At 56.2% G+C, this 20,225-nt stretch carries 16 protein-coding genes and 1 tRNA gene; 14 read left to right on the top strand and 3 right to left on the bottom strand.

Annotated features, from left to right (window positions below; all coding sequences use genetic code 11):
* Positions 1–124 precede the first annotated feature (124 nt).
* The 5 genes from J8E65_RS05510 (at position 125) to J8E65_RS05530 (ending at position 7,530) form a co-directional block, all read left to right on the top strand.
* Positions 125–1,036, top strand: a complete 912-nt coding sequence (locus J8E65_RS05510) for a helix-turn-helix domain-containing protein (protein ID WP_210374509.1) — start codon at positions 125–127, stop codon at positions 1,034–1,036.
* 8 nt (positions 1,037–1,044) lie between these two features.
* Positions 1,045–3,192 carry an NAD-dependent DNA ligase LigA gene (gene ligA, locus J8E65_RS05515; RefSeq protein ID WP_237181686.1) on the top strand — a complete coding sequence of 716 codons (2,148 nt, stop codon included), beginning with the start codon at positions 1,045–1,047 and terminating at the stop codon, positions 3,190–3,192.
* 185 nt (positions 3,193–3,377) lie between these two features.
* A complete protein-coding gene (locus J8E65_RS05520) occupies positions 3,378–3,599 on the top strand; it encodes a hypothetical protein (RefSeq protein ID WP_237181687.1) in 222 nt (73 codons plus the stop codon).
* Positions 3,600–3,605: 6 nt separating this feature from the next.
* Positions 3,606–5,144, top strand: coding sequence for a sodium:solute symporter (locus J8E65_RS05525; protein WP_210374511.1), 1,539 nt, complete (start codon positions 3,606–3,608; stop codon positions 5,142–5,144).
* Positions 5,145–5,202: 58 nt separating this feature from the next.
* Positions 5,203–7,530 (top strand): HD family phosphohydrolase, encoded by a 2,328-nt coding sequence (locus J8E65_RS05530; RefSeq protein WP_237181688.1) that lies wholly within the window; start codon positions 5,203–5,205, stop codon positions 7,528–7,530.
* On the opposite strand, the gene J8E65_RS05535 is transcribed toward J8E65_RS05530, so the two are convergent.
* From J8E65_RS05535 to pruA, 3 genes are all read right to left on the bottom strand, one after another.
* On the bottom strand, positions 7,531–8,454 hold the full coding sequence (locus J8E65_RS05535; protein ID WP_210374515.1) for a GntR family transcriptional regulator: 924 nt from the start codon (positions 8,452–8,454) through the stop codon (positions 7,531–7,533).
* Between the two features lie 313 nt (positions 8,455–8,767).
* Entirely contained in the window at positions 8,768–9,322 is a 555-nt protein-coding gene (locus J8E65_RS05540) for a hypothetical protein (protein WP_210374517.1), read from the bottom strand.
* A gap of 3 nt (positions 9,323–9,325) precedes the next feature.
* Positions 9,326–11,011, bottom strand: coding sequence for an L-glutamate gamma-semialdehyde dehydrogenase (pruA, locus tag J8E65_RS05545; RefSeq protein ID WP_210374519.1), 1,686 nt, complete (start codon positions 11,009–11,011; stop codon positions 9,326–9,328).
* A gap of 186 nt (positions 11,012–11,197) precedes the next feature.
* On the opposite strand from pruA, the gene J8E65_RS05550 reads away from it, so the two are divergent.
* From J8E65_RS05550 to J8E65_RS05590, 9 genes are all read left to right on the top strand, one after another.
* A tRNA-Leu gene (locus tag J8E65_RS05550) sits at positions 11,198–11,283 on the top strand.
* A 125-nt stretch (positions 11,284–11,408) separates the two neighbouring features.
* Positions 11,409–11,975 carry a hypothetical protein gene (locus J8E65_RS05555; RefSeq protein WP_210374521.1) on the top strand — a complete coding sequence of 189 codons (567 nt, stop codon included), beginning with the start codon at positions 11,409–11,411 and terminating at the stop codon, positions 11,973–11,975.
* Between the two features lie 104 nt (positions 11,976–12,079).
* A complete protein-coding gene (locus tag J8E65_RS05560) occupies positions 12,080–12,727 on the top strand; it encodes an adenylate kinase (protein WP_210374523.1) in 648 nt (215 codons plus the stop codon).
* Positions 12,720–13,727: a polyprenyl synthetase family protein gene (locus J8E65_RS05565; RefSeq protein ID WP_237181689.1), complete on the top strand. Its 1,008-nt coding sequence runs from the start codon at positions 12,720–12,722 to the stop codon at positions 13,725–13,727. The genes J8E65_RS05560 and J8E65_RS05565 overlap by 8 nt, the downstream gene beginning before the upstream one ends.
* An 18-nt stretch (positions 13,728–13,745) precedes the next feature.
* Entirely contained in the window at positions 13,746–14,015 is a 270-nt protein-coding gene (locus J8E65_RS05570) for an HPr family phosphocarrier protein (protein ID WP_210374940.1), read from the top strand.
* Between the two features lie 10 nt (positions 14,016–14,025).
* Positions 14,026–15,837, top strand: a complete 1,812-nt coding sequence (gene ptsP, locus J8E65_RS05575) for a phosphoenolpyruvate--protein phosphotransferase (protein WP_210374525.1) — start codon at positions 14,026–14,028, stop codon at positions 15,835–15,837.
* Positions 15,838–15,877: 40 nt separating this feature from the next.
* Entirely contained in the window at positions 15,878–16,921 is a 1,044-nt protein-coding gene (locus tag J8E65_RS05580) for a bifunctional phosphoglucose/phosphomannose isomerase (protein ID WP_210374527.1), read from the top strand.
* Between the two features lie 114 nt (positions 16,922–17,035).
* Positions 17,036–18,403 carry an alkaline phosphatase gene (locus J8E65_RS05585; RefSeq protein WP_210374529.1) on the top strand — a complete coding sequence of 456 codons (1,368 nt, stop codon included), beginning with the start codon at positions 17,036–17,038 and terminating at the stop codon, positions 18,401–18,403.
* Between the two features lie 6 nt (positions 18,404–18,409).
* Positions 18,410–20,110: a DEDD exonuclease domain-containing protein gene (locus J8E65_RS05590; protein WP_210374531.1), complete on the top strand. Its 1,701-nt coding sequence runs from the start codon at positions 18,410–18,412 to the stop codon at positions 20,108–20,110.
* The last annotated feature ends 115 nt before the right edge of the window (positions 20,111–20,225 follow it).

Here is a 20,225-nt window from a genome sequence, read left to right on the forward strand (position 1 = left end):
TCAAGGCCTTTGAGAAGGTGATCGGTCTTATCTTGGAGAAACCGTTAGCGGGTCTTTCTGGTGCTATATTCACTTAGGAGAAGTTTGTCTGTTGGTCATGGTAAATCCTGTTGTTTTTGAAAGTATGCGCCGCTTGGCGCATGACCTGCGCCGCATTCGGGAAAAGCGTCGGCGTTCGCTGCAAGCAGTGCATAACGAGACTAAGATTGCCCTAGAGCTACTGCAGCATTTTGAGCGCACGGCGCTTTATGACCATGAGCGGTACAATCCTGTTTACTTACGCTCGTTTGCGCGAACCTATGCATCAGCGCTCGGTATTGATCCTGCGCAGGTGCTTGAGGCGCTGGAGCTCGCGCAGGAAGGGCTGTATCGTAACCAGTTGGCGGTGCAATACTTAGGGGAAGCGCCGCTTCCAGAAGAGGGGGGAACTATGCCGGAAGAAATTACGGCTATTACCCCAGAACGGCCTGCAGAGGTTGAAGAAGAAGCTTCTAGGACATCAGAGACCCCGGCGTTGCCACTTAGCGTAGGTCCTGGGGGATTAGAGCGGCTGGAGCGCCGGTCGCAGTGGCGTATAGGAGTGGTCATCGTGTTGCTACTGGCGGTAGTGATTGGCTTTTTGTGGTGGTGGTTACGTCCGTTGCCTGCGCCAGAGCCGCTTCCGTTGCCATCACCGGCTGTTGTGCCGGTGGATACTGGTAGGGCGGTATTGGTTCCGGAGACAACCGCTGCGGTGGCGTCTGCGCTGCGATGGGTGTTAGGAGATACGATTATCGCTTCCGTTATTGCAGCTTTCGACAAGGTAGATCCAATTCGCATCCGCGTCGACAATGACCTACGCAGGCCATACTGGATTGAACAAGGGGATACGCTACAGCTAAGCTTTACGCAGCGCATCATTTTAGAAGAACAGCTTAACGATATTCAACTGCTGTTGGATGGCCACCCTTACCCAACGGATCGTCGGGATCTTCAAGGAAGGCTGGTGATCACGCGGGAGGGGTTACAAGCATACCTGGACTCATTAGCGCGATAAAGCATCCTATGGCCACTTCTATGCCTACGCTGTTCGATACGTCTGAGGCCCAGTTGATGGAAGCCACACAGGCGCTACTTCGGGCTGTGCGCAGTGGCTTGCCGGAGCAGCTTAGTTTGCGAGAAGCAACGGAGCTAGCAGCCCGCTTGCGTGCTGTGTTGCAGCAGCATGCGTATCGGTACTATGTACTTGACCGTCCGCTGATTCCTGATGCCGAATACGATGTGCTTTGGGCCGCGCTTGAGCGTCTGGAAGCCCGTTTCCCAGAGCTGGTGACGCCTGACTCGCCCACCCAGCGTGTGGGTGGACCACCCCTGGAGCGGTTTGAAAAGGTGCGCCATCCTGAGCCGCTGCTTTCGCTGAACAATGCTTTTCGTGAGGAAGACGTGCGGGCTTGGTACGAACGCTGTTGCCGCATGCTCGAAGAGCGGCTAGGTCGGCGTGTGCAACCAGCGCTTACAGCCGAGCTGAAAATTGACGGTTTAGCCATAGCGTTAACGTATACGCAGGGTGTGCTGACCATTGGGGCAACGCGAGGCGATGGGGTTGAAGGCGAAAACGTCACGCCCAACGTGCGCACCATCCCAGCCATTCCGCTCCGCATTCCGATAGATCCGGCCGTGGAACCTGTGCCGACGCGGCTGGAGGTCCGTGGTGAAGTATACATGCGGCGTAGCGACTTTGAACAACTCAACGAGCGATTGCTAGAGCGTGGCGAGCGACCTTTTGCCAATCCGCGCAATGCTGCGGCTGGAAGCGTGCGTCAGCTTAATCCACAAGTGACCGCGTCGCGGCCGCTAAACTTTTTTGCTTACGGCATCGGTCCGGTTGCAGGCGCTGCGGTCCCAGAGAGTCAATACGATGTGCTTCAGTGGTTACGGCGTTTGGGCTTCCCCGTAAATCCGCACGCGCAAAGGCTCAGTCACGTTGACGAAGCAATAGCCTATTGCCGACAGTGGACCGAAGCCCGTGACACCTTAGACTATGAAATCGACGGCGTGGTGCTCAAGATTGACCACCGACCGTACCAGGCACTTCTAGGTAACATTTCCAATGCGCCTCGCTGGGCTATCGCATACAAGTTTCCGGCCCGTGAGGCGACAACGCGCCTGCGCAACATTATCGTGAACGTGGGGCGCACCGGCGTCGTCAAGCCTGAAGCCGTGCTAGAGCCAGTGGAAATCGGTGGCGTGACCGTTTCGCAGGCCACGTTGCACAATGAGGACTATGTACGCAAGCGAGACATTCGAATTGGCGATTTGGTGGTGGTGATTCGTGCAGGCGACGTCATTCCTCAGGTGGTGCGGCCGGTTATTGAAGTGCGCACAGGTGCCGAAATACCCTGGCGCATGCCTGAGCGCTGTCCTTCATGTGGCAGTCCGCTGGTGCGCTTGCCCGGAGAAGTGGACTACTACTGCTTAGCTTCCGACTGTCCAGCCCAGTTTGTGCGGCTACTGGAGCACTTTGCCAGCCGGGATGCGATGGACATTGAAGGGTTGGGCAGCCGCGTTGCCCGCCAACTTGCCGCGTCGGGGTTTGTGCGGCGTCTGTCGGATCTCTACCAGCTGCGGTTGGAGGAGCTATTGCAGCTGGAGGGATTTGCCGAAACGCGTGCCCGCAACCTACTTGCAGCCATAGAGGCTTCCAAAAGACGACCGCTAAGCCGGCTGCTCTTTGGGCTGGGAATTCGGCATGTGGGCAAAACAACGGCTGAGCTGCTTGTGCAGCATGTAGACTCACTGGATGCCTTGGCCGCAGCTACAGTAGATCAGCTTGCAGCTATTGAAGGCATTGGGCCCGTTACGGCAGAAAGCATCGTAGACTGGTTTCGGGTTGAGGATAATCGAAAGCTTATCGAAGCATTCAAAACACTTGGCGTCAACACGCGGCGCCTTCCAGAAGAGGCGCCAGCGCAGCTTGCCGAAAGCCCGGTGCGCGGCAAAACGTTTGTCCTCACTGGAACATTGCCTACGCTAACACGCCACGAAGCTGAGGAGCTCATCAAAAAAGCTGGCGGACGCGTAGCCAGTAGCGTTAGTCGAAACACCGACTACGTGGTCGTAGGTGAAAATCCCGGCAGCAAGTACGACCGCGCCCGAGCACTCGGAATCCCTCTGCTCGACGAAGCAGGCCTACTACGGCTTCTAGGAAAATAATTGCTGCTAAGCTTAGGCAAGGGTATGGAACATGCCGATGAGTTACGTTGTAAAGCTAAATTCGTTATCTAAAAAGTTAAAGTGGGCAAGTTTTGAATTTGCCTGCATAAAGTAGGCCTATGTTGCGCTAAAGCTATAAAAAACGCTCCCGATACTGAAAATTACCCTGGTATACCAACTGAAGTATGGGAAGTACAGGTATGGGTGTACGTGCTGAGGATGTATGCCTGATGATGCAGCATGTCTGTAAAGCAGCCATTGCCCTTTTGCGGGAAAGCCAGCCGCTGAGCGAAGAGCTAAGCCTGGTGCAAACAGCAAAGCTGGTTGCGCTGCGGCGATCTTTGGAGGACATGGTGACCCTCTACAGAGCTTACGAAGAACAGGAGCAAAAGCGCCTGCACGCGTAAAATTGGGTGTGGACCACGTTTGACTTTTTTGTGCTTTTCGCTTACTTGCTGGCCTCGGTGCTGTTGGGGTTGTGGGCTGGCAGGCGTCAGCAGAGTGCCACAGATTACTTCCTGGGCAATCGATCGTTGCCCTGGGGGGCGGTTTGTCTTTCCGTAGTGGCCACTGAGACGAGCACGCTTACAGTTATTGGCATTCCCGCTGTGGCCTACGGAGGCAATCTGAGCTTTTGGAAGTTAACGTTGGGATATGTGCTGGGGCGGGTGCTGGTTAGCGTTTTGCTTTTGCCGCGCTACTATGAGCGGGCGCTGACGACAGCTTACGGTTATCTCGGCATGCGCTTTGGCGAGGGCATGCGCACAGCAGCTTCGCTGGTGTTTCTGGGGACGCGACTTTTAGCCGATGGCGTGCGGTTGTTTGCCACTGCTATTCCGATCAAAGTAATTGCCGATCAGCTGGGTCTTGCGACTTCATATCTAGAGATTATTCTTGTCGTGGCAGGAGTGACGGTGCTTTACACGCTGATTGGTGGACTGCGGGCTGTGGTTTGGCTCGACGTTATGCAGCTTTTCGTATACTTAGGGGGTGCATTGGCCACGCTCATCGTGCTTGGGCTTAACGCGCCGGACCAGTGGTGGTCGATGGCGGCGCAGGCCGGAAAAACCCAGCTCCTTGTGCCTGGGGCCGAGTTTAGTCCGCTGCGTTGGCTGACCGAGCCCTATGTGTTTGTGACGGCTGTCATCGGGGGGGCAGTGTTTTCAATGGCTTCGCATGGCACAGACCATCTTATGGTGCAGCGTCTGCTGGCCTGTCGAACGCTGCGTGACAGCCAAAAGGCTCTTATTGGCAGCGGCATTCTTGTCATGGGACAGTTTGCGCTGTTTTTGCTGGTAGGTTTGCTGCTTTGGGTGCACTATGGAGGGGCGAGCCCCCAAGAGCTAGGGCTTTCACGTACTGACGAAGTTTTTCCCCACTTCATCATTGAAGGGCTGCCCCCGGGCATTTCTGGTCTGCTGCTGGCGTCTATTTTGGCTGCTGCGATGAGCACGCTCTCTTCGTCGCTGAACGCGCTGGCTTCGTCGACGCTGTTTGATCTCTACGAACGCTGGCGGGGGCGGACGATGACGGAGCAACAGTCGCTGCGTGTTTCACGATGGCTCACATTAGGCTGGGCGCTGGTTTTTGTCGGATTTGCCAGCCTGTTTGAAAGCACCCAAAATCCAGTCGTTGAGCTGGGACTTTCGATTGCATCGTTTACTTATGGGGGGCTTTTGGGGGCATTTCTGCTAGGACGGTGGAACCCGAAGGTCTCACAGAGGCAGGCGATCGTAGCTTTTGTAGCTTCAGTGGGACTGATGGCATTGATTGTGCTGGGGGTATGGCTCCGTCCGGATGGTCAGGTGGTCCTAGCTTGGAGACCAGATCCAGTCCGTATTGCTGCCGAAGGTTTGCGTAGCCTGGCTTGGCCTTGGTATACCCTTGTGGGCGCACTGCTCACGTTAGGTCTTGGATCCTTCCCGTTACTGCGGCATAGCTTCAAGCATTAGATGCTACCTGCCGATGCGCCTTAAAAAATACACGTCTGCGTTACACCAACGTTTCCGGATGCGGACGCCTGTGCAGCATTTAGCGTGGGGGCGAGAAGCAGAAGCTCGGAGCGAGCGACGGCGAGAGTGGATGATTAAGGCGGCCATTTGGCTGAGCTTAATCTTCCTGACAATGATTGCCTTCCCGCGCAAGGAGGTCTATCAGTTCACTGTACAAGTTGGAGAAGTCTGGCAGCATAATGACCTGGAAGCTCCCTTCGACTTTGCGCTTTATAAAGATGCTGCTCAGCTGGCCAACGAGCGGCGGCAGGTGATGCTGCAGACCCCGCCTTATTTTCGTGAGGTGCCTGATGCCCTTGCGCGCATGCAAATGAACCGGGATTCGGTGCGGCACCAACTTGAGCGCATTTTTACCGCTTATGTGCGCTACCATCGAAATATGGCCCAAGGGCGTTTGGAAATAGCCCAGGCCGATTCGCTGCGCTATCTGGAGCTGCGTCGCAATGCCCGCGTTAAGCTAACGCCCGAGCAATGGCGTTTATTGAGTGAAGATTATCTGGCCCATGCCTTGGGTAATGCCCCATCACGGCGATCACCATTGTATGCTCAGCTTCTTCAGGAAGCTTGGGCGTTTGGCGTGCAAGTGCTGCAGCTGGGCCTTATAGATGTACCCAGGGACAGCGTTTTGACCGAAGAACTTATCGTACGCAGCGAAGCCGAGCGCAGCGAACGCATTGTTCCGGTTAGTCGCGTTTTTGGACTTGATGAAGCCTATGCTGCCGCACGTGAGCACTTTGCGCGGCAGTTTGAAGGCCGTGCAGAGCTGATCAACACGGCTGTAGCCTTTTTCCGGGCCATTTTGGTGCCTTCTTATGTGTATCTTCGCGCCGAAACATTGCATGCCTGGCAGGAGCGGCAGGCCCGCATTTCACCCACGTATGGGTTGGTTAAAGCCGGCGAGGTTATTGTGCAGCGCGGGCAAGTGATTACCGAAGACATCAAGCGCAAATTGACTTCACTGGAGCGGGCGCAGCAAGAACGAGGAGGGGCTGTTTTACTTTGGAAACGGGTACTTGGGCAATTGCTCCTTACGCTGGCGACCTATCTGTTTTTCTTTCTTTACTTGTTTTTGCTTCGCCGGCCGATTTTTGACAACAATGCGCAGGTTTTGCTGATTGCACTCATTTTTGCGGCCATTTTGGGACTTTATGCCATTGCCGTGCGGCTACCCACTTTGGCCATGTATGCAGTGCCGGTAGCGATTGCTTCGGTGCTTCTTACGGTGATCTTTGACTCTCGGGTGGCTTTGTTTGGGACGATCACGCTAGCTTTTATTGGGGGCCACTTGTTGAGTTACAATTTTGAGTTTGTGTTTGCTACAGTGTTTGCGGGTACGCTGGGCATTTTTAGCGTGCGCGACATTAAAAACCGCGGGCAGTTTTTCTTGAGTGCAGGCATGGTGTTTTTGGGATACTTGGTTGTCTTGGGGGCTTCGGCGCTTTGGCATCCGGCTGCCAGCGGACGGTTTTTGTCGGATCTTCTGCTGGTGGGACTCAACGCGATACTGCTGCTGCTGGCGTATCCTTTGCTGTGGGTGTTTGAACGGGCTTTTGATATTACCACAGACCTAACGCTGCTGGAGCTGTCCGATACCAACCGCCCGCTGCTGAAAGAGCTCAGCTTACGTGCACCGGGTACCTTCAACCATTCACTTCAGGTAGCTAACCTGGCCGAAGCTGCCGCAGCAGCTATCGGGGCCAATGCGCTTTTGGTTCGTGTAGGAGCGCTTTACCACGACATCGGCAAAATGGTCAAGCCCGAGTATTTTGTGGAAAATCAGCGGCCTGGCATGAATCCGCACGCGAACCTCAAGCCGCGGATGAGTGCGCTCATCATTGCTAGCCATGTCAAGGAAGGTCTAGAAATTGGCCGGCAATACGGGTTGCCACGACGCGTGTTGGATTTTATTCCTATGCACCACGGCACGTCGCGCATTGAGTATTTTTATCGAAAGGCCATAGAGCAAACAGGTGATCCTAATCTGCCCGACACCGAGTTTCGCTATCCTGGCCCAAAGCCGAACTCTAAGGAGACGGCCATTTTAATGCTGGCCGATTCGGTCGAGGCAGCCAGTCGCACGATTGAAGAGCCTACCCATAAGCGCTTGGAGGCACTCATTGAGCAAATCGTGCAGGCGCGCATCGAAGATGGGCAGCTGGACGACACAGACTTAACGTTCCAGGATTTGCGTCAAATTAAGCAGACGTTTTTACAAATGCTCTTGGCCATTTACCATATTCGCATTAAGTATCCGGGAGACGAAGCCGAAAGCTTAGAGCCCGATGCGGAAGCACTACGCACCTCGTCTGCTTCCCGAGGGGCTTGATCAGCTCACAAAAAGACGCTCGCGCAGGGCTTCAAGGGTTTCTGGGCTGATCTGATAGTCGAGTAGCACCAGGGAGCGGTTTGGTGGCGGGGAAAAGCGCCGCCGTCCTTGCGGGGTAGCCGCAAGCACATCTGCTTGTTCCAGCAGTGGCTTGAGGTGACGGTTATCGGTCTCGAGGGCTACAGCCAGCAGTTGTCCTCCAAACCCTGTCGTTACGCGCAACTCGGTGATGAGATGGGGTAAGGTGTCTGACTGGCGGGTAACGAGTCCTAATGTTTCGCGGGGGAGCATGCTGGCAATGCGCTCGAGTGCTTGAGGCTCCAGATAGGCCGTCAGGCCAATCCACTCTGCCTGCGGGAGCTGATGGCGGTGTCGGTGCAGCTCAGCATGTCGTGCCAGTACAATATCGGCATCGGGGTGGTGTGACAGTTCGGCAGGGGTAACCGGTTCGATAAGATCAGGAAAATGCGTCTCAAGCCGGGCGGCAAGCTGCTGGGCCAATTCTTGTGTCGGCGCTAGGCACAGCACTTTAGGGGTAGGGGAGGCTTTTTCTTCTTCAAGCAAGGCCAATTGCTCTTGAAAAAGGTAGTCCATTTCTTCAGCGCTAAGGCCCAGACTGATCAGTCGGCGCAGCGTGTCTTGCAGTAATGCTGCCCCTTGCTCCAGGCGCGCTTCTCGCGTAAGTGGCGTGTAGGTTTCTACAGTGTAGTGCCGGCCGGCATGGCCTCGAAGCAGTCCTTGCTGTTCCAGAAGCTGATAGGCCCGTCGTACAGTGTGAAACGAAACGCCTAGCTGCTGGGCCAGTTGCCGCGTGGAGGGAAGGGTTTCTCCGGGACGTAGCCGGCCGCTAGCAATGTGGTAGCGGAGTTGTGCTGCTAACTGCTCATGTACCGGCCGATGGGTGTCGCGATCAAGCGTAAACATTAGTCAAACTCACTGCACGACAAAAAATAATGGCAGCGGGGGCAGTGGTATTTGCACCGATGCGTTTCCAAGCGGTGGCCGCAGTTAGGACAGTAATTCCACCAATCGCCTGCGCCCGCAAGGGGCTTAGCTTCTGGCTTAGGCTCCGGGGGCTGTGGGGAAGGAGTGCGGGTTAGCTCCATAAAGCCTTGTTCTATAGAAATCTGTTTATAAACGACGTTCTGCTGCAGCGGGTTCAGGGATACCTTGTGCATGAGGCGCTAACTTCCACGTCTTTTAGCCCATTCGTTGGCTTGCACCTTATCGCCAGTTGCTATAGCGTGTGGGGGGTTTGTGAGGCAGTCGAGCAAGGGTCCGGCGCTACTTCCGGGACAGTCTGTTCGGCTTGGCCGTGCAGGGGGTAGTCGGTGCTGGGCTGGTTGAGGGTTTGGCGTCGCAATGCCTGGAGTACTTCCAGCAAGCGCTCTGTCTCAGGCCAGTCTGCGTCCCGTAGCGTCACCAGGTGTTCACCTAGGGCTAAGTGGGTACGGTCGGTGTCGCGCCGCACTTCATAAAGGGGTTGGAGCAGGGCTGGGCGATCCCGGAGTACTTCCCAGAGGCTACGCAGCGCGACCCCTTCGCGCCCGCAGTGCATTTCGGCCAGCGTTTGGTGCAGCCAGTAGACGGTCCATGCTATAGCAAGGAGCGTGGCTAGAGGAAAACCAAGTACCAACCAGGGAATAAGCGGTCTGGCTTCGAGAGCCAGCACAAGCAGTCCGATGCTTAGGGCCACCAGACAGGTGGCCAGTGGCCGCATCAGCGCTGAGCGAAAAGCGCGCAGTTCAGGAAGCTGTGCAGGATGATAACGGCTATAGAAAACCTCCGACATGCGCTATAGGCATTTTTCCTTGTCGGCGGTGGTCGCCTGCCATTCTGGCTCAACGGGGGCGTCAGGCGCTAAGTAGGGGTACTTAAAGTGGCGTGGGGGAACAAAGGTCTCCTTAATGGCGCGTGGCGAGACCCAGCGGAGGAGGTTTAGATAAGAGCCGGCTTTATCGTTGGTGCCCGAGGCGCGTGCGCCGCCAAAAGGCTGTTGGGCTACGATAGCTCCTGTGGGTTTGTCGTTGATGTAGAAGTTTCCTGCAGCATCGGTTAGGCGTTCGGTGGCCAGCAAGATGGCTTGGCGATCTTGGGCAAAGATGGATCCCGTTAGGGCATAGGGCGAGGTGGTGTTGACGAGCTCCAAGGTTTCTTCGAAGCGGGCATCGGGGTAAACATAGACCGACACGACTGGCCCAAAAATTTCCTCGCACATGGTACGGTGTTTGGGATCGGCCACCTCAAGCACCGTAGGCTCAATGAAGTAGCCCTCGGCATCAGTATATCTGCCGCCAAAGAGCACTTTGACGTTAGGATTTTGCTTGGCTTCCTCGATGTAACTGACGATCTTGTCAAAGGCTTTTTTGTCAATGACCGCATTGATAAAGTTGGTAAAGTCCTCGACGGTGCCCATTTTGACCTCGCTAAGCTGGTCCAGAAGCGCACTGCGGATGCGTGGCCAGAGCGACTGAGGTAGGTAGACGCGCGAAGCTGCAGAGCATTTTTGCCCTTGATATTCAAAGCTGCCGCGGACAATAGCCGTAGCCACAGCCTCGGGATCGGCAGAAGCGTGGGCTACAATGAAATCTTTCCCTCCGGTCTCGCCTACAATGCGGGGATAGGTATGGTAACGATCGATGTTTTGTCCGATCGTGCGCCACATGCGGCGGAAGGTATCTGTGGAGCCGGTAAAGTGCAAGCCGGCTAGGTGGGGCGAAGCAAAGACCGTGTCGCCTACGTCAGGTCCATGGCCAGGCACCATGTTGATCACCCCAGGGGGGAGTCCGGCGGCTTCGAGGAGTTTATACAGGAAGTACGCGGAGTAGACAGCTGTGGTGGCAGGTTTCCAAACCACGGTGTTGCCCATCAGTGCGGGGGCGGTAGGCAAGTTGCCCTGTATGGAGGTAAAGTTGAATGGCGTTACGGCAAAGACAAAGCCTTCGAGCGGTCGGTATTCCATGCGATTCCAGACGCCCGATGCGTTGAGGGGCTGGTCCTGATAAATGCGGGCCATAAAGTAGACGTTGAACCGGAAAAAGTCGGCCAGTTCGCAGGCCGCATCGATTTCGGCCTGGTGTACGTTTTTACTTTGGCCCAGCATCGTGGCCGCATTGAGCGTGTCGCGCCAGGGTCCGGAGAGCAGTTCTGCGGCTTTAAGGAAGATGGCCGCGCGTTCTGTCCAGGGCATGCGAGCCCAGTCTTGGCGCGCCTTGAGCGCCGCTTCAATTGCTTGTTGGGCTTCTTCAGGGCCGCCGAGGTGAACGGTGCCTAGCGTATGGGCTAGTTCATGCGGAGGGTGGAGTGTTTCAGTGCGTGTAGTGGCAAGTTCGCGTCCGCCAATAATTGGTTTGATTTCGACGGGGGTGTGTTTGAGTTCCTGTAAGCGCTTCTGGAGGGAGACGCGCTCTGGTGTACCAGGGGCGTAGCTACGTACCGGCTCGTTCGTAGGTGTGGGAGGAAAAAAGATGGCGTTATGCATAAGTCTTTGGCTTCTGGTTGATGGCGCATTTTACAATGCAAGGTGGAGCCTAAAGGCCCTGCCCTGCGTTGAAAGAACGCCCCGAGCGGAAAGGTTGTTTTCCTGTTGTAGGCAACTGCGCTCAAGGGTTACAAGTCCGGCAAGTGTTGCGTTGGGGCAACGGTCGGCCTAACTTTCTGATGGATCGGGGAGGTGGTGGAATCGGTAGACACACGGCACTTAAAATGCCGTGGGCCGCAAGGCCCGTACGGGTTCGAGTCCCGTCCTCCCCACAATGTGGTTGCTATGCTTTTAGGTTTAAGCTACGCAGGGCAGATCGTAAAGATCGCAACATAGGGGAACGTAGATCTAAAGCCGGGCGTTTGGCTGGCTTTCAGAAAGAAGCCCTGGATTGCACATGAACGTTGAATTTGCGCACGTCACCCGTCCGGCCTCTCCTCGTCGGGCTGCGGTGGAAGCTGCTTTAGAAACGAAAAAGCAAGAGATGGCTGCGCATTTACAAGCGTTGCAGGAAGAAGTGCGTCAGCTTGGATATACTGTACGCGAAGCGCTCTTGGCGCATCCGCTTTTGGGTTTGGGTGCTGGCCTAGCTGCCGGTTTGGTTGTAGGGTGGCTTCTAGGGGGTGTGGGGCAGGGGCGGCGCAATACCTTACGTCGTGCCCATCGGGCTTTGGTTGAAGGCTACATAGAAGCGCTCCTGGCAGAAGGCCGCAAGGCCGCCCGGCAAGGACGCAATCCAGAGGCAGCCATACGGCAGGCGCTTCGTGAACGCGTGCCTGTCATTTTCGTCCAAGATGCGCGGCCGCGTACTCCTCTGTTGCGCAAGTTGGGCGGTGCTGCGTTTGGACTCTTGGGGGGCGCTGTCAGTGCAGCCGCCAGTCGGGTGCTAACAGAAGTGGTATTGCAGGCCTTTGAAGCGGCCGTTCCTGCTGCGTCGGCAACCGAAGACGGGCAAGACAGCTAGTCAATTCTTCACCTCAATCTCGGAAAAGGCGCGTGATTCTTTGGGCGAAGGGATTATAGTTTCTTGCTGAACCGCTTCCGAGGAACCAAGAATCACAAGGCGGCATGCGTATCGTATTTTTGGGACCGCCTGGCGCAGGCAAAGGCACGCAGGCGCAGCGACTGGCAGAAGCCTACGGTGCGCATCATATTTCCACGGGTGAACTTATCCGGGCGGCTATGGCCTCCAAAAGCCCCTTAGGGGAAAAAGCGCGCCCGTATATTGAAGAAGGGCTCTTGGTGCCTGATGACCTAGCTTGTGAACTGGCTGAAGCCGCGCTGGCTGAACATGGATATGATCGGTTTATCTTGGACGGCTTCCCACGCACGCTGGCTCAGGCTGCGTGGTTGGATGCACGTTTGCAACACCTGCACAAGCCCTTGCAAGTGGTGCTGAATCTGGTGGTGCCCGACGATGCCATTGTAGAGCGGCTTTCAAGGCGCCGCGTACACAAGCTCACTGGAGAAAATTATCATTTGGACTACAATCCGCCGCCACCGGACATTGACCCTGCGCTTATTGTGCAGCGGCCCGATGATCATCCAGAAGCTATTCGACACCGGCTTGAGGTCTATCGTGCAACCCATGAGCCCCTGGAGCAATACTACCAAAGGCAGGGTTTGCTGGTTGAGGTTAACGGGTTGGGGAGTATGGAAGAAGTATTTGAACGGCTAGTCACTGCCTTGAAGCAGCAAGGGATTTTGCATGCGTAAGGAGTGCATGGAACAGGCCCGTCGTGCAGTGAGCACTCATGTGGCTGAACTACGCCAGATGGTAGAAGCGGCTTTGCCGCAACTGGTGGACGAGCTGCGGGAGCCAGCTGAGCTGTATGCCCCAGTGCGTTATGTACTTTCTAGTAGCGGGAAACGCATGCGTCCGGTCCTGCTCATGCTGGCAGCCGAACTCTACGGTCGACCAGCCGCAACCGTGCTGCCGGCTGCTCTGGCTGTAGAAGTGTTCCATGCGTTTACCCTGGTGCATGACGACATTATGGATCATGCTGCAGCGCGCCGCGGCCGGCCCACCGTCCATGTGCGTTGGGATGAAGCCACGGCGCTTTTGTGTGGCGACTACCTCATGGGACTTTCCTACGCCTTACTGGGCCAGCTAGAGGGAGCTCCGCTGAGCCGTGTGCTCGCCTTGTATCACCGCATGGTGGAACGTCTTTGCGAAGGGCAGGCGCTCGATAAAGCCTTTGAGACGCGCTCGCACATCTCGGTAGCAGAGTACCTGCAAATGGTCGATGGTAAAACAAGTGCTTTGCTTGAGCTGTGCTTGCAGCTTGGAGGGCTGCTTGGGGGCGCATCGGCCAACGATTTAGCTACGCTTGAGCAATTAGGGCGCAACTTAGGACGGGCTTTCCAAATTCAAGATGACTTGTTGGATCTAACCGCAACTTCGGACCAGTGGGGTAAACCTATTGGGGCAGATCTGCTGGAAGGCAAAAAAACGTTCCCATTGCTGGCTGCGCTGGAACAAGCTGAAGCAGCGGAGCAGGCGTGGTTTTATGAGCGCTTGCAGCGTCGCTTCCGGCCTGAGGAAATCCCAGAAGCGCGTCAGCGCTTGGAACGCTTAGGAGGGTTGGAAGCTGCCCGACGTGCGGTTGCTGCCTACTTGGACGAAGCCCGGGCTGCACTGGCACAGTTGCCTAATGGCCTAGCTGCCGAAGCGTTGGCCTGGGTTTTGGAGGTGCTGGAACAGCGAAGTCATTGAATGACTACATCTTGTGCAATGATCGTACGTGAAGTGACCGTTAAAAATAGGGCTGGTCTGCATACGCGTCCCGCGTCGATGATTGTGCGCACCGCATCGCGGTTTAAATCGGATTTTTACATTGAGAAAGATGGCTATGAAATCAATGGCAAAAGTATCATTGGCGTAATGACCTTGGCTGCAGAACAAGGTGCCCGGCTAAAGCTTATCTTTGAAGGGGAAGACGAGCAGGAAGCAGCCGAGGCAATTGTCTCCCTGTTTGAGCAGGGGTTTGGCGAAGTTGAATAGGAGATCTGGCATGGAACCACAGCTGAGCACAGCATCTGAAGAACCACAAGAACGTGTTTTTCAGGGCATTCCGGCTGCCCCTGGCATTGCCATTGGGCCTGCGTATCTTTTCAATAAAGAGACGGTTGTGGTTGAGGCCCGTCCGCTTGCAGCGGAAGAAGTTGAGGTAGAACTTGAGCGCTTTGAACAAGCAGTTCAGCGTGCCGAGCGCGATCTGGATAAAATCAGTTCTGTGGCCCGAGAAAAACTGGGTGAAGAAAGTGCCTCGGTGTTTGAGGCGCAACGCCTCATGTTACGTGATCCGTCTGTATATGACCAAATTCGCGCGTTTATCGCAGCGCAGCGCTGCAATGCTGACTATGCTGTGGCCCATGTGCTTGATCAACACCTGAAGCGTCTTGAAGCTAGCAGCAGTGATTACCTACGTGAGCGCGTGGCCGACTTGATCGACGTTAAGGAGCGGCTGATTCGACATTTGCGCCGTGAAAAACTGCTCTCAGCGGTCGACCCCGAGCATATCATCGTAGCCGAAAATCTATCTGCTGCTGACGTTGTGCTTTTTAGCCGGCGTGGCATTCTAGGGTGCGCAACCGATCATGGAGGGCCTACGTCCCATGTGTCTATCATGGCGCGTGCCTTGGGTGTGCCTGCTGTGGTCAGCCTGCACGGTCTGTCGGACGCGATTCAGACCGGCGATTTGGTGATTCTGGATGGCCTTCAGGGGCGTGTAATTGTTAACCCCAAGCCAGCTACCTTGGCCCAGTATCAGACGCGTCAAGAACGCTATCGCCGGTTGCTTCAGGATCAGCAGTACCTGGTTCCCTTGCCTGCTGAGACGCTCGATGGACATCGCTTTACGCTGCGGGCTAATTTGGAGCTGGTCGAAGAACTAGATTTGCTGCAAAAATATGGCGCAGAAGGCATCGGTCTGTTCCGCACCGAGGTGCTGTTTCTCATGCGCGGCCCGCTGAACGTCTCTGAAGACTACCAGCTGCACCTGTATCGCCAGATTGTAGAGCGCGTTAAACCCGCGCCAACCACATTTCGACTGCTGGATCTTGGGGGCGACAAGATGCTACCGGTTGCCCATCGCGAGCATAACCCGTTTTTGGGTTGGCGTGGATTGCGCGTGCTGTTGGACAAGGCCGAGCTGCTTTTACCTCAGCTACGCGCCTTGTTGCGGGCCAGCGCCTACGGTCCTGTGCGGCTACTGGTACCTATGGTGACGACGTTGGATGAATTTCGTCAGTTTCTGGATGTGCTCCATGCAGTAAAGGCTGAACTGAGAGCTCAAGGTGAAGTTTTTGACGAAAGTGTTCCGGTGGGAATCATGGTGGAAGTGCCGGCTGTGGCTCTTATGGCCGATCTGTTTGCTGAAGAGGTGGACTTCTTTTCCATTGGTACCAATGACCTGACGCAGTATACGCTGGCTGTTGATCGCGGGAACGACCTGGTGGCACGTCGCTATGAGGCACTGCATCCAGCTGTACTCCGGCTAATTAAGGGAACCATCGATGCAGGTCATCGGCACGGCATTCCGGTAAGTCTATGTGGTGAGCTGGCCGGAGATCCGCAAGCTACGCCAATTCTGGCCGGGCTAGGACTGGATGAGTTTAGCGCAGCACCGCCTTACTTGCCGGAGGTTAAGCGTGTTATTCGTGCGATGCAGCTGAGCGAGGCGCAGGCCTTAGCTTCCCAAGCCCTTCAGGCACGAACGGCTGGAGAGGTTGTGGCACTGGTCAACACCTGGCTCCGCGAGCACGGGTGTGGTCTGCTACAGCATGTGCAGGCCGATGAAGCCCTGGCCAATGGGGATGCTTAAACCGAATACCGTGTAGTTGCAACCGATCTATAGATGTACCATGCGGCTCGAAACCATTCGTCGCATTGACCCTGAAGGCATGTACGATGCGATTCGTGAATTCCCAGAGCAGTGGCGCCGGGGGCGCATGCTGGCGCAAGCGCTAGACCCTGGCTTCACCATAGCAGGTAAAGATCACCTGGTGGTGGCCGGCATGGGAGGGTCCGCTATTGGTGGGGATTTACTGCGCACGCTGGTAGCTGATGCGGCGCCTATCCCGGTCACTGTGGTACGGCACTATCAGCTTCCGGCTTTTGTGAGTGCACGTTCGGTCGTTGTGGCTTCCAGCTACTCGGGCAATACCGAGGAAACGCTGGCTGCATTTGAAGCTGCTTTGGAGCGAAAAGCAACGGTGGTTTGTATTGCTTCGGGGGGTGAACTGCTGCGCCGCGCACAGGCTGCAAAGCTGCCCTATATCCAAATTCCCGGGGGGATGCAGCCCCGAGCCGCTTTGGGTTATTCGTTTACCGCGCTGCTTACGCTGGCAGAGCAGATTGGTCTCGTGCAACCCGATGAAGCCGCCTGGCAAGAAACGCAGGAACTGCTCGAGCAGCAGAGTGAGGTTTTGAGCGATCCTTCCGGAAACGACGCGCTGGAACTGGCCGAGGCGTTGCAAGACCGGCTGCCGCTGATTTACAGCAGCAGTGGCCTCATGGAGGCGGTTAACCTACGCTGGCGATGCCAAATCCAAGAAAATGCCAAGCGATTGGCTGCTGGCAATGTGTATCCCGAGCTCAACCACAACGAAATCATGGGCTGGGAGTATGCGGGTTCATTGCACAGCATGGTGGGGGTAATCGTACTGCGCGATCGCGAAGATCATCCGCGGGTGCAGCAGCGCATGGACGTAACGCGCGCGCTGATCTCAGACCGTGCAGGCTATTGGGCCGAGGTCCAAAGTCAAGGCGAAAGTCGCCTAGCACGCATGATGTCGCTGGTCAACCTAGGCGACTGGGTAAGCCTGTACCTAGCCGTGCTGCTGGGCATTGATCCTACGCCCGTACCACTGATTGGTCAGCTCAAAGAGACGCTAGCGCGCGTCTAACATAAACCGACCGAAGCCCCTGCCTGGCAGGGGCTTTTGCTGTTGAGGCAGCATTCGCTTCTGTGGTAACGAATGGCTATTTTAGAGTAAAGCTTCACTCGCCTTGGAGGCTCCATGAAGCGCTTGCTTCTGCTATTGCTTAGCATCGGTTTTGCACTACCACTCGAGGCCCAGCCCGAAAATCGTCCCAAGAACCTGATTTTGATGATCGCGGATGGGTGTGGGCCGGCGAGCATCACTATGGCCCGCGACTATGCCCGGGCAGTGCTGGGCCGCAAGGCGTTGGCCCTAGATGCCATTCAGGTAGGGGCCGTGCGCACGGCTTCAGCCTCTAGCCGAGTGACCGACTCGGCTGCTGGCGCTACAGCCTACGCTTGCGGCATCAAGACCTACAATGGGGCTTTGGCCGTCGATACGGCCGGGCAGCCGGTAGCTACCCTGCTGGAAGCAGCCAAAGCGCAGGGCATGGCTGTAGGTTTGGTCGCTACCAGTCGCATCACGCATGCAACGCCAGCCGCTTTTGCTGCTCATGTGCCGCAGCGGGCAATGGAAAGCGAAATTGCCTTGCAGATGCTGGCTCAAGGCATCGAGGTGCTCTTAGGGGGTGGGTGGGACTACTTCCTGCCCCCAGCCGAAGGAGGGCGCCGCACAGACGGACGCAACTTGCTGCGCGAGGCTGAGCAACAAGGATATCATATTGTGCGCCACCGTGCTGCACTGCGCCAGCCCCTACGGCCACCCGTACTCGGTCTGTTCGCTCAAGACCACCTGCCCTACGAGATCGATCGGGACACCACGCAAATTCCTTCATTGGCAGAAATGACCCAGCTGGCCATCGAGTTGCTTCGGCAGCATCCTAAGGGGTTTTTTTTGATGGTCGAAGGCAGTCGGATCGACCATGCTGGTCATGCTAACGATGCCGCTGCCCATGTGCGCGACGTATTGGCCTATGACGAAGCTGTAGCCGTAGCGCTCGACTTTGCCCAAAAAGATGGCCAGACGCTGGTGGTATCGGTCGCAGACCATGAAACTGGCGGACTTTCCTTGGGCCGTAACGTCGATGGTCAGGGTATCTATGCCTGGCATCCGGAGGTGCTGGCGCGCGTGCGCGCTTCCTATGAGCGCTTACTTCCTGCATTGCGGGACGCGGCAGCAAACCAAGAGGCGGTGCTGCGTGAACTGGCAGGAATCGACAGCCTAACTGCCCTTGAGCGTGCACTTCTGGATCAGGCGGCCGGCGACCCGGCCGCACTGCAGGCGGCGTTGACCGAGATCATCGGACGCCGAGCCGTAGTCGGCTGGACCAGCAATGGCCACACAGCAGTCGACGTCAACCTGTACGCTTACGGCCCAGGGGCTACGTCCCTTGTGGGTAGCTTCGAAAACGATGAGCTAGGGCGCCGCTTAGCTGCCCTTATGGGATTTGACCTACAAACGCTTACCCAGCAGTTGCGTCAAAAGCTGGTTGGGCAAAGCCATTAATCCCTTATGCGGCTTGAGGCAGCCACCTTTGTCGTTATCGACACTGAAACCACCGGCACTGGCTCCGACGACCGCATCATTGAGCTGGCAGCCGTGCGTCTTGAGGGCGGGCACATTGTGGATCACTTTAGCCGTCTGATTAACCCAGGCCGATCAGTACCTCTACCCATTACGCAGCTGACGGGAATTTCGACGGCCATGTTGGTGGGCCAACCTGCAGCAAAAGACGTACTGCCTGAATTTCTAGATTTTCTCGGAGACAGTGTGCTAGTGGCGCACAACATGGCTTTTGACCAGCGAATGCTTGAGCTTGAATTGCAGCGCATCGGACGTTCCTGGCCCTCTAATCCCACGCTCTGCACGCTTCGCTTAGCCCGCAGGTTGCTTCCGGGATTACCAAGGAAAGGCCTAGATGGGCTGGCAGCGTTTTTCCGGATCGAACCTGAAAGCCGTCACCGTGCCCTGGGTGACGCATTGCTAACAGCAAAGGTGCTGCGCCACCTCCTGGAAAGCGCTCAGCAGCAAGGCATTGAAACGCTCGAAGCGTTACTGGCTTTCCAGTATCAACCCTATCCCAAGCGTTGGCAGGATCCGCTAGCGTGGTTGCGTGCCGTAGTGCTTCCGCGCATCCCTGGCGAGCCAGGGGTCTATCTGTTTCGCGATGGACGTGGGCGCCTGCTCTACGTTGGCAAAGCACGCAACTTACAAGCACGCGTGCGGCAGTACTTTACGGGCATTGAAGCCCATCCGCCGCGACTACGCCAGCTTATGGCTGCCCTGCGCCATATTGACTGGCAAGCGACGCGTACCGAGCTGGAGGCGTTTCTGGAAGAATCGCACTTGATTAAAGCCCACCGTCCCCTTTTCAATCGTGCGCAACTTCGCTACCAAACGCGGCCTTTTTTGCGACTAGACATTACAAAGACCAAAGCCACGCTTGCCGTCACCACGTTTCTCATGGAAGACGGCGCGGTTTATTTCGGCCCACTAACCAGCCGGCGGCAGGCGTTGGCCTTGCTTGATGCGCTTGAAGCAACTTTTCAATTGCAGCGGCTCAATCCTAAAACCCTTCGAATAGACGACCGGGTTTGTCCAGGACATGCAGCGGGTGTGTGCACACAACCCTGTTGGGAGGCTATCCAACAAGGGGAGAGCTCAGCACTCGCTTGTCTGCAAGCGTTTTTATGGGGTAAGCACAACGGCCCCCTTCGGCTGTTGGAAGCGGCTATGCGCACAGCAGCTGCACATTTGGATTTTGAAGCCGCGGCACGTTATCGTGACCATTTGCGGATACTTGAGCAGGTCACGCAACGCCTGCGAGCGGTACCTGCGCTGGGACAACATGCCGTTGTGCTGGTTCAGGAAACCCCCAAGCGTCTAGCAGCTTGCTTGGTGTGTGGAGGCCGTCCGATAGCCATTCAAGCCTTTCCCTTACCTTTAGAAAAGGCGAGGTTTGAGACTTGGATAAAAGCCGCGCAGGCGACGCCGTTGCCAACAGGACCGGTCGGTTACGATAAGCGAGAAACCGAGATGATGCGCCTGTTGCACCACTGGCTTTGGCTGCATCGGGATCGCGGGATCACTGTCCCTTGGGATCCCGCAGAGCCCGAAGCGGTACGCTGGCAGCGTCTCCGTAAAAGCTTGCGCCAAGTAGCTCTAGGTCAGGCCCTGAGTCAAGCGCAAAACGTATCTAAAAAGCGCGCATAGTGCAGGGGTCTTGAAGATTACTTGCATTATGCTGAAAAAAAGCGGGGGTTTAGCGTTCTATTGTTGCGCTAGAAGGCGAAACCGTGCTTGTAGAGATACCGCGTGCAGTGCGCGA

Origin of the sequence: Rhodothermus bifroesti, from assembly GCF_017908595.1 — a bacterium.
GTDB classification, from domain to species: Bacteria; Bacteroidota; Rhodothermia; order Rhodothermales; family Rhodothermaceae; genus Rhodothermus; species Rhodothermus bifroesti.

Coding starts and splice junctions, on each gene's coding strand:
- J8E65_RS05565 (WP_237181689.1), top strand. CDS start 12,720: ATGCGTAAGGAGTGCATGGAACAGGCCCGTCGTGCAGTGAGCACTCAT.
- J8E65_RS05540 (WP_210374517.1), bottom strand. CDS start 9,322: ATGTCGGAGGTTTTCTATAGCCGTTATCATCCTGCACAGCTTCCTGAA.
- J8E65_RS05535 (WP_210374515.1), bottom strand. CDS start 8,454: ATGTTTACGCTTGATCGCGACACCCATCGGCCGGTACATGAGCAGTTA.
- J8E65_RS05555 (WP_210374521.1), top strand. CDS start 11,409: ATGAACGTTGAATTTGCGCACGTCACCCGTCCGGCCTCTCCTCGTCGG.
- pruA (WP_210374519.1), bottom strand. CDS start 11,011: ATGCATAACGCCATCTTTTTTCCTCCCACACCTACGAACGAGCCGGTA.
- J8E65_RS05560 (WP_210374523.1), top strand. CDS start 12,080: ATGCGTATCGTATTTTTGGGACCGCCTGGCGCAGGCAAAGGCACGCAG.
- J8E65_RS05590 (WP_210374531.1), top strand. CDS start 18,410: ATGCGGCTTGAGGCAGCCACCTTTGTCGTTATCGACACTGAAACCACC.
- J8E65_RS05580 (WP_210374527.1), top strand. CDS start 15,878: ATGCGGCTCGAAACCATTCGTCGCATTGACCCTGAAGGCATGTACGAT.
- ligA (WP_237181686.1), top strand. CDS start 1,045: ATGGCCACTTCTATGCCTACGCTGTTCGATACGTCTGAGGCCCAGTTG.
- J8E65_RS05530 (WP_237181688.1), top strand. CDS start 5,203: ATGCGGACGCCTGTGCAGCATTTAGCGTGGGGGCGAGAAGCAGAAGCT.
- J8E65_RS05585 (WP_210374529.1), top strand. CDS start 17,036: ATGAAGCGCTTGCTTCTGCTATTGCTTAGCATCGGTTTTGCACTACCA.
- J8E65_RS05570 (WP_210374940.1), top strand. CDS start 13,746: ATGATCGTACGTGAAGTGACCGTTAAAAATAGGGCTGGTCTGCATACG.
- J8E65_RS05520 (WP_237181687.1), top strand. CDS start 3,378: ATGGGAAGTACAGGTATGGGTGTACGTGCTGAGGATGTATGCCTGATG.
- ptsP (WP_210374525.1), top strand. CDS start 14,026: ATGGAACCACAGCTGAGCACAGCATCTGAAGAACCACAAGAACGTGTT.
- J8E65_RS05510 (WP_210374509.1), top strand. CDS start 125: ATGCGCCGCTTGGCGCATGACCTGCGCCGCATTCGGGAAAAGCGTCGG.